Annotated in this window: 7 protein-coding genes; all 7 read right to left on the minus strand. The window is 50.0% G+C overall.

Annotation, left to right across the window (positions count from 1 at the left end):
• The coding region (carB, locus tag RYL88_RS09780; RefSeq protein ID WP_314990932.1) for a carbamoyl-phosphate synthase large subunit at positions 1 to 2,020 on the minus strand (2,020 nt) is incomplete at its 3' end.
• Positions 2,020 to 2,775, minus strand: a complete 756-nt coding sequence (gene mreC, locus RYL88_RS09785) for a rod shape-determining protein MreC (protein WP_314990934.1) — start codon at positions 2,773 to 2,775, stop codon at positions 2,020 to 2,022. The genes carB and mreC, both read right to left, overlap by 1 nt.
• Positions 2,765 to 3,802 carry a rod shape-determining protein gene (locus RYL88_RS09790; protein WP_314990936.1) on the minus strand — a complete coding sequence of 346 codons (1,038 nt, stop codon included), beginning with the start codon at positions 3,800 to 3,802 and terminating at the stop codon, positions 2,765 to 2,767. The genes mreC and RYL88_RS09790 overlap by 11 nt, the downstream gene beginning before the upstream one ends.
• A gap of 8 nt (positions 3,803 to 3,810) precedes the next feature.
• Positions 3,811 to 5,049: an ATP-dependent Clp protease ATP-binding subunit ClpX gene (gene clpX, locus RYL88_RS09795; RefSeq protein WP_314904281.1), complete on the minus strand. Its 1,239-nt coding sequence runs from the start codon at positions 5,047 to 5,049 to the stop codon at positions 3,811 to 3,813.
• A complete protein-coding gene (gene lpxA / locus RYL88_RS09800; protein WP_314990939.1) occupies positions 5,049 to 5,837 on the minus strand; it encodes an acyl-ACP--UDP-N-acetylglucosamine O-acyltransferase in 789 nt (262 codons plus the stop codon). Before lpxA ends, clpX begins: the two co-directional genes overlap by 1 nt.
• Before the next feature lie 10 nt (positions 5,838 to 5,847).
• On the minus strand, positions 5,848 to 6,294 hold the full coding sequence (fabZ, locus tag RYL88_RS09805; RefSeq protein WP_297968859.1) for a 3-hydroxyacyl-ACP dehydratase FabZ: 447 nt from the start codon (positions 6,292 to 6,294) through the stop codon (positions 5,848 to 5,850).
• A 136-nt stretch (positions 6,295 to 6,430) separates the two neighbouring features.
• Positions 6,431 to 7,507 (minus strand): epoxyqueuosine reductase QueH, encoded by a 1,077-nt coding sequence (locus RYL88_RS09810; protein ID WP_314990941.1) that lies wholly within the window; start codon positions 7,505 to 7,507, stop codon positions 6,431 to 6,433.
• Positions 7,508 to 7,859: the final 352 nt, after the last annotated feature.

The raw sequence follows: 7,859 nt of genomic DNA on the forward strand, positions 1-7,859 counted from the left end.
GAGCGCTGGTGCCGATGATTTTCGCGCCCGCTATGCTTAGGCGTTTGGCGAATTTTAGCGGCGTCTGACCGCCGAAATGCACTATCACGCCGTCGGGGTTCTCGTGCTCGATCACGGCCCTAACGTGCTCGAAATCGATCGGCTCAAAGTACAAAATATCGCTCGTGTCGTAGTCGGTGCTGACGGTTTCGGGGTTGCAGTTGTACATTATGGTTTTGATGCCCATATCGCGCAGAGCGTAGCTAGCGTGCACGCAGCAGTAGTCAAACTCTATGCCCTGGCCTATGCGGTTTGGACCGCCGCCGATGATCATCACTTTTTTCTCTTTTTGCGCCGAATTTGAGCTTAAATTTGACTCCGCGAAATTTGAAAGTTGCGGTAGCTTCGTGATATTCGTCGTCGAGTAGAGGTACGGCGTGAGCGCCTTAAACTCGCCCGCGCAGGTGTCTACCTCGTTATACTCGAGGTTTATACCCATTTTCTCGCGCGCAAAATAAATATCGTTTTGACCAAGGTCGAGGTTATCTTTTAAATTTATCAGATGCGCGATCATCTTGTCCGAAAAGCCCATCGTTTTGGCCTCTCTTAGCAGCGGCTCGTCGTTTAGGATATCCATATCGATAAGCTCTTCAAATTTAACTATCTGCCAAATTTGATCCAAAAACCACGGATCGATCTTGCTCATCTCGTGCACTTCGGCCACGCTAAACCCGTCTCGAAACGCCTGCGCGACGTATAAAATGCGGCTTTCGTTCGCGTTTCTAAGACCGTAAATAAGCGCGTTTTTCTCTAAATTTACGAAGTTAAATCCGTAATAGTCCTTTTCCATAGAGCAAAGCGCCTTTTGGATACTTTCCTTAAACGTCCTGCCGATCGCCATCACCTCGCCCACGCTCTTCATCGCGGTGCCTAGATACGGGTTCGCGCCCGGGAATTTCTCAAACGTAAAGCGCGGGATCTTTGTCACGATGTAGTCGATGACGGGCTCAAAGCTAGCAGGCGTGCCCGTGATGTCGTTTTTGATTTCGTCCAGGCTAAAACCCACGGCTAGCAGCGTCGCGACCTTGGCGATCGGGTAGCCCGTAGCCTTTGAGGCAAGTGCGGAGCTGCGGCTCACGCGCGGGTTCATCTCGATCACGATCATGCGGCCGGTTTTTGGATTTATAGCAAACTGCACGTTGCTGCCGCCCGTATCCACGCCGATCTCGCGTAAAATTTTAAAACTCGCGTCGCGCATCGCCTGATATTCTTTGTCGGTGAGCGTAAGAGCCGGCGCAACCGTGATAGAGTCGCCCGTATGCACGCCCATGGGATCAAAATTTTCGATCGAGCAGACGATGATACAGTTGTCGTTGCGGTCGCGGATGACCTCCATCTCGTACTCTTTCCAGCCCAGCAAGCTCTCTTCGACCAAAATTTCTCGTATCGGGCTGGCGTCTAGGCCGGTTTGGGCTAGTTCTTTAAATTCGTCGATATTATACGCCACGCCGCTGCCAGCGCCGCCAAGCGTATAGCTAGCGCGGATGATGAGCGGAAAGCCTATGTTTGCGGCTGCGGCTAGTGCCTCGTCCATATCGTAGGCGTACTGGCTTTGCGGCAAGTCCATGCCGATCTTTTGCATCGCCTTTTTAAACTCCTGCCTATCCTCGCCTTTTTTGATCGCTTGCGGGTTCGCGCCTAGAAATTTGACGCCGCCAAGCATATCCGCCTCATATAGCTGCATCGCGACGTTTAGCGCGACCTGGCCGCCCATCGTAGGCAGTATGGCGTCGACTTTTTCTTTATCTATGATACGCTTGATGCTCTCTTTGGTTATCGGCTCGACGTAGGTCGCATCGGCGAAATCGGGATCCGTCATAATGGTAGCCGGGTTTGAGTTTATGAGTACGACGCGGTAGCCCAGCTGATTTAGCGTCTTTGCAGCTTGCGTGCCGCTGTAGTCAAATTCGCACGCTTGCCCGATGACAATAGGGCCGCTGCCGATGAGTAAAATGGTGCTAATATCGGTTCTTTTTGGCATTATTTTTCCTTTGTTACGACGTATAGATACGAGGGGATGGTTATGCTTACGTAAGGCTTTACGGCCGCGCTTTTATATAGGCTCTCTTGGATCACGCCCGTGACCTTGCCCACTGAAATCCCGCTGAAAAATATCCCGTCAAGCCCGCTCGTGACGACCTCGTCGCCCTCCTTTGGGCTGAGCCACTGGGGGATAAATTTTACCGTTATTCCGTCTTTGCTCCCGTGCGCTATGCCCGGGATTTTTTCCTCGCCGATTGATACGGCGAATATGCTTTTTGGATCGTTTTGCAGCAAGGCCATAGGGTTGCCGTCCTTGCTCACGACGATACCCGCGCTCTTGCCTTGGTAAATCAGCCCGTAAATTTTAGACTCGTCGTAGCCGCTAAATTTATCCAGCCAGACCTTGTCGTAGTCGCTGATATTTACGTAGCTTAGCGCTCGCACGAGCTGCACTCTAGGCTCGTAGGCGGTCGAGTTTTTATCGACTAAAATTTCGTTTAGCTCCTTTGCGAAGCTTGAAAGCAAAGCCGCCGATTTTTCCAGTTCGGCGTTTTGAGCGCGAAGCTGCTTTATCTCTTCGCGCTGCCTAAAATGCTCGTTTACGCCGTCTTTTACAAATTTGACAGCGTCGTCGTAGGCGGCGACTATGCGGTTGTTTAAATTTACGACGTATCCCGAGATGAGCGCGCCCCTATCAAGCGAAAAAAATACCAGCGCGCCTATAAGAGCGACGAATAAAAATTTACTCTTCATTTATGAGTTGTTGTAAAAATTTAATCTCCTCAAGAGCCTTACCGGTACCTCTAGCTACGGCTAGCAACGGATCGTCCGCGACGAAAACGGGAAGTTTTACGATATCGCTTAAGTACTTATCAAGTCCGCGGATCAGCGCGCCGCCTCCGGTCAGTACGATGCCGTTTTCCACGATATCTCCGGCAAGATCGGGCGGCATCATCTCAAGCACGGTTTTTAGGGCGTCTGCGATCTCTTTTAGCGGTTCGCGCATAGCCTCGCGCACGTCCTCGCTCGTTAGCTCCACGCGGCTTAGTAGGCCGCTGATCTGGTCGCGACCTTTTACTACGATGCTAAGCTCCTCAGGTAGCTGGATAGCCGAACCGACGGAAATTTTGATATCCTCGCCAGCGCGCTCACCGATTAGGAGGTTGTATTTTTCTTTTATGTAGTTTACGATGCTCATGTCGATTTTATCGCCCGCGGTGCGGATAGACTTGCTTATAACCAGACCTCCTAGAGATACTACGCCAATCTCCGTCGTTCCCCCACCGATATCGACGACTAGGTTTCCCTGCGGTTCGCGTACCGGTAAATTTGCCCCGATAGCAGCAGCCATAGGCTCCTCGATCAAAAACACCTCTCTAGCTCCGGCGCTTAGAGCGCTCTCGCGTACGGCTTTTCGCTCGACTTGAGTTAGGCCGTAGGGCACTGAGATAATGATACGAGGGCGCAAGAAGCTCTTTCTGCGGTGAGTTTTTTCGATGAAATAGCGGATCATCTTTTCCGTCATGTCAAAATCCGCGATAACGCCGTCTCTCATCGGGCGGATAGCCTCGATATCGCCGGGAGTTTTACCCACCATCTCTTTTGCTTCGTGGCCGACGGCTAAGATTTTTTGCTTGCCGTATTTTTCGCGTTGTACCGCGACGACGGAGGGCTCGTTTATGATGATGCCTTTATCTTTTACCAAAACTAGCGTATTTGCCGTGCCTAGGTCGATACCCATATCGCTTGAAAAAAATCCTATTAACTGGTCTAAAATCATCTGTATCCTTATGCGCTTATTTTATTGTTTTTTACGAAAATCGGCTTTTCTTTGCCGCTTACGACCTCTTTTGTTATCACCACGTCGTAGCCCGCAAGCTCCGGTAGCTCATACATTATGTCGGTCATCACCTCTTCCATTATGCTTCGTAGTCCCCTAGCTCCCGTTTTTCGCTCGATGGCTAACCTTGCAACCTCTTTTAGAGCTTCGTCGTCAAATTTCAAATTTGCCCTATCTATCGCAAAAAGCTTTTGGTACTGCTTTAGTATCGCGTTTTTAGGCTCGGTTAAAATTCGCACCATATCATCCTGCGTAATTTTATTTAGCGTAGCGACTACGTGAAGTCTGCCGATTAGCTCCGGGATTAGTCCAAAATGCACCAAATCGTCGCTCTCAAGCGCGTCTAGCAAATTTTCCCTATCGTCTTTTGAGCGTTTATCTTGACCAAATCCCAGCACGTTTTTACCGATCCTGCGCTCGATGATATCGGCTAGACCGTCAAACGCGCCCCCGCAGACGAAGAGGATATTTGAGGTGTCTATCTGGATAAATTCCTGATTGGGGTGCTTCCTGCCGCCTTTTGGAGGGATATTTACGAGGCTGCCCTCGATGATTTTTAAAAGCGCCTGCTGTACGCCCTCGCCACTCACGTCGCGCGTGATCGAGCGATTTTCACTCATCCTAGCGATCTTATCTATCTCATCGACGAAAACTATGCCCTGCTCGGCGCGCTTTACGTCGCCGTCTGCGGCCTGTAAAAGACGAGTCAGGATATTTTCCACGTCTTCGCCGACGTAGCCGGCCTCCGTTAGGCTCGTAGCGTCGCAGATAGCGATAGGCACGTCTAGAAATTTAGCCAGCGTCTGTGCCATCAGCGTCTTGCCGCTGCCGGTAGGACCGACTAGCAAGATATTTGATTTTGAGATCTCCGTATCGTCTTCTATCTCGCCTTTTCTAAAAATTCTTTTGTAGTGATTATAAACGCCGACGCTAAAGACCTTTTTGGCTTTATCTTGACCGATGACGTAGTTATCTAGCACCGCCTTTAGCTCTTTTGGAGTTAAATTCGTATAGTCTTTGTCGGTTTTATTTTCAGGACTTGATTCTTGCAGGCTCGTATCGCCGCAAATCATATTATAAGCAGCATTCACGCAGTATTCGCAGATGAAAGCCTTATTGTCTAAATCCGCAAAAAGACGTCTATCGTTTGACTCCGTCTCGCCGCAAAAATTACATTTTCTCGCCATTATTCTCTTCCTTTTGCTAATGGGATACCGCGCTTGGTGCTTAGGATAAATTCGCACATTTTTCGCACCTGTTCGTTCGCTGCGCTCTCTAAAAGCTCGCTAGCCGCAGCCTTTAGATCCCCGCTTTTTCTAAATAAAAATTTATACGCCCTGTTTATCTCTTCGACCGCGTCTTTATCAAACCTTCGTCTGATACCGACTAAATTTAAGCTTCTGATATAGGCTCGGTTGCCTTCAGCCAGGCAAAAAGGCACGACATCCTGAGATAGCGCGCTAGCGCCCGCGATCATGCAGCTCTCGCCGACTCTCACGAACTGATGTATCGGCGTCATACCGCCCACGACGCTATAGTCGCCTAGCTCTACGTGACCGGCTAGAGTCGCGTTGTTTGCCAGGATGACGTTATTTCCGACGACACAGTCGTGCGCGACGTGGCAGTAGGCCATGATAAAGGCGTTATCGCCGATACGCGTGATCCCGTCGCCTTTGTGCGTGCCCGAGTTTATCGTGCAAAACTCGCGGATCGTCGTGTTTTTACCGATGCGAACGCCCGTGTTTTCCTCGGCGCGGTAGCTCACGTCCTGCGGGATATCGCCCACGATAGCATAGCTGTAAATTTTACCGCCCTCGCCGATATGTGTGTCGCCCACAATCCTAGCGCCTTGTTTTACGAGTACGCCGTCGCCTAGCACGGCGTCTTTGCTAACGTAGGCATAGGCCTCGATCGTTACGTCCTCGCCGATCTTCGCACCGTCCTCGACGACGGCTTGCGGATGGATATTTCTCATTTTGGCTCGCTTATTTATCTACGATCATAGCTTTTAGCTCGGCCTCGCACGCTAGCGTGCCGTCTACGTAGGCTTCGCCTTTTAGCACCCAGATATTACCCTTGTGTTTTAGCACTTCTAGGCGGTACTCGAGCCTGTCGCCGGGGCGTATCGGGTGGCGAAATTTCGCTCCGTCGATGCTCATAAAATAAACGACTTTATTTTCGATACCCGCTTGATGCTCGTCGCTCATGCTCTTAAACGCGAGCACGCCGCCGGCCTGCGCCATGCCCTCGATGATCATGACGCCGGGATATATCGGGTGACCAGGGAAGTGTCCCTGAAACACAGGCTCGCCGATCGTTATGTTTTTATACGCGACGATGTGTTTAGCTGGCTCTAGCTCGGTCACTCGGTCGATGAGTAGAAACGGATACCTATGCGGGAGTATTTTTTGGATTTCAACGATGTCGATCACTTTAAACCTTGTGAGTAAAATTTAAAGCCGATTTTAGCCAAATTTTGCTAAGAAAAAGATTATTGATTTGGCCGGGGTAAAATTTAGCGGCTAAATTTTCGCGCCCGCCTTTTATCTCGAGCGCATTAAATTTAGCTCAAATTTGCGCTACCAAAACCTCGCGACTATCGTTATAAAGCTCGTTTTTGGCGTAGATTTCGTATCTGCCCGCGCGAATTTCATCCAGCACGATTATAGGATTTTGGCTAAATTCTCCGCACAGCTTGCGGCGGATTTCCAGCTCGCGAGATACGGCGATAGGGCGGCGGCAAAGCTCGTTTGCGCTAGCGAATTTTTCGCCCGAGAGCTCGTTAAATTTAGCTAAATTTAAGAGCGTCACGCCGTCTCGCAGCTCGTCGCAAATTTGAGCCGCCTCGCTCACGCTAAATTTGACGTTTTCGCGCTTAAAATGCGAGTAGAGCAAAAAATACGACGGCACGACCGAGCCGCCAAATTTGACGTAGGCGCGCAGCAGTCGGTAGTTTAGAAAATACTTGCGCGACAGATGAAACGGCGCGCCCGCAGCCTCGCACTCTCGCACCTTTTCATAAAGCTCCAGACGCTCCTCGATTCCGCCCGGCATCACGCGCCCGCTAATCTCGCTCATAAGCTCGCTAAGCGGCAGTTTTTGCGCCTCGCGCTGCTTGCTAAGCCCAAAAATACAGCCGCAGTAGTTTTGATGATAGAGTTTATCTTTTTTGGCAAGCTCAAACTGCGCGTTCGTGCCGCCGCCCGCGCGGTAGTCCACGGCAAAGGCTTCAAGGCCGTATTCGCCCGCAGCCTTATTTAGCGCGGATTCAAGCTGCGAGAGGTCCTTTTTCGGACTCATCAGCAGCGTCGTGGTGATAGATTTTTCGCCTAGCTCGAGCGCCTTTTGGGCTGAATTTCCCACGCGAAAATCAAAGCAATACGCGCAGCGCTTGCCCTTTTCGGGCTCGTTTTCAAGCCCCTTTGCGCCCTCTAGCCACGCCTCGTATTCGTATTCGCCGCAGATGAGCTCGACGCCTAGCTTTTCGCAGCTCCTTTTTACGTCGCGAAATCTCATCAAAAACTCGCTGTACGGGTGGATGTTGGGGTCGTAAAAATAGCCGATGAGACGCTCGTGCGGACGGTCGGCGCGTAATCTTTGCAAAAAATAATGGCTGTCGACCGAGCAGCAAATATGAACTAACATTATAATTCCCCATAAACGACGGATTTTAGAATAAATTCTTCTATACCCGCCGCAGTCACGGACGACCAGTCCGCTCCTTTGCGGGCAAGAAAAATTTATTTAAACTACGCCTATTTCGTCTTGAATATTTTTGCCGATTTTACTAAATTTAACTGCAAATTTTATTAAAGCTAGCGGCTTAAATTTAAAAAACGCGCAGCGTGCCAAATTTGACTAAACCAAATTTGGCACCGTCAAGATGCGGGTCTCGGTGGGAAAATTTGGTAAATTTGACTTCAAATTTGAACGTAATAACGATAAGGCGAAGTATCGCGAGATGATTTTTCGAGTTTTGAAGCAAAATTGAGCGTGC

The sequence above is a fragment of the uncultured Campylobacter sp. genome, assembly GCF_963517995.1.
In the GTDB taxonomy this organism is placed as follows: domain Bacteria; phylum Campylobacterota; class Campylobacteria; order Campylobacterales; family Campylobacteraceae; genus Campylobacter_A.

Coding starts and splice junctions, on each gene's coding strand:
- mreC (WP_314990934.1), bottom strand. CDS start 2,775: ATGAAGAGTAAATTTTTATTCGTCGCTCTTATAGGCGCGCTGGTATTT.
- RYL88_RS09790 (WP_314990936.1), bottom strand. CDS start 3,802: ATGATTTTAGACCAGTTAATAGGATTTTTTTCAAGCGATATGGGTATC.
- clpX (WP_314904281.1), bottom strand. CDS start 5,049: ATGGCGAGAAAATGTAATTTTTGCGGCGAGACGGAGTCAAACGATAGA.
- lpxA (WP_314990939.1), bottom strand. CDS start 5,837: ATGAGAAATATCCATCCGCAAGCCGTCGTCGAGGACGGTGCGAAGATC.
- RYL88_RS09810 (WP_314990941.1), bottom strand. CDS start 7,507: ATGTTAGTTCATATTTGCTGCTCGGTCGACAGCCATTATTTTTTGCAA.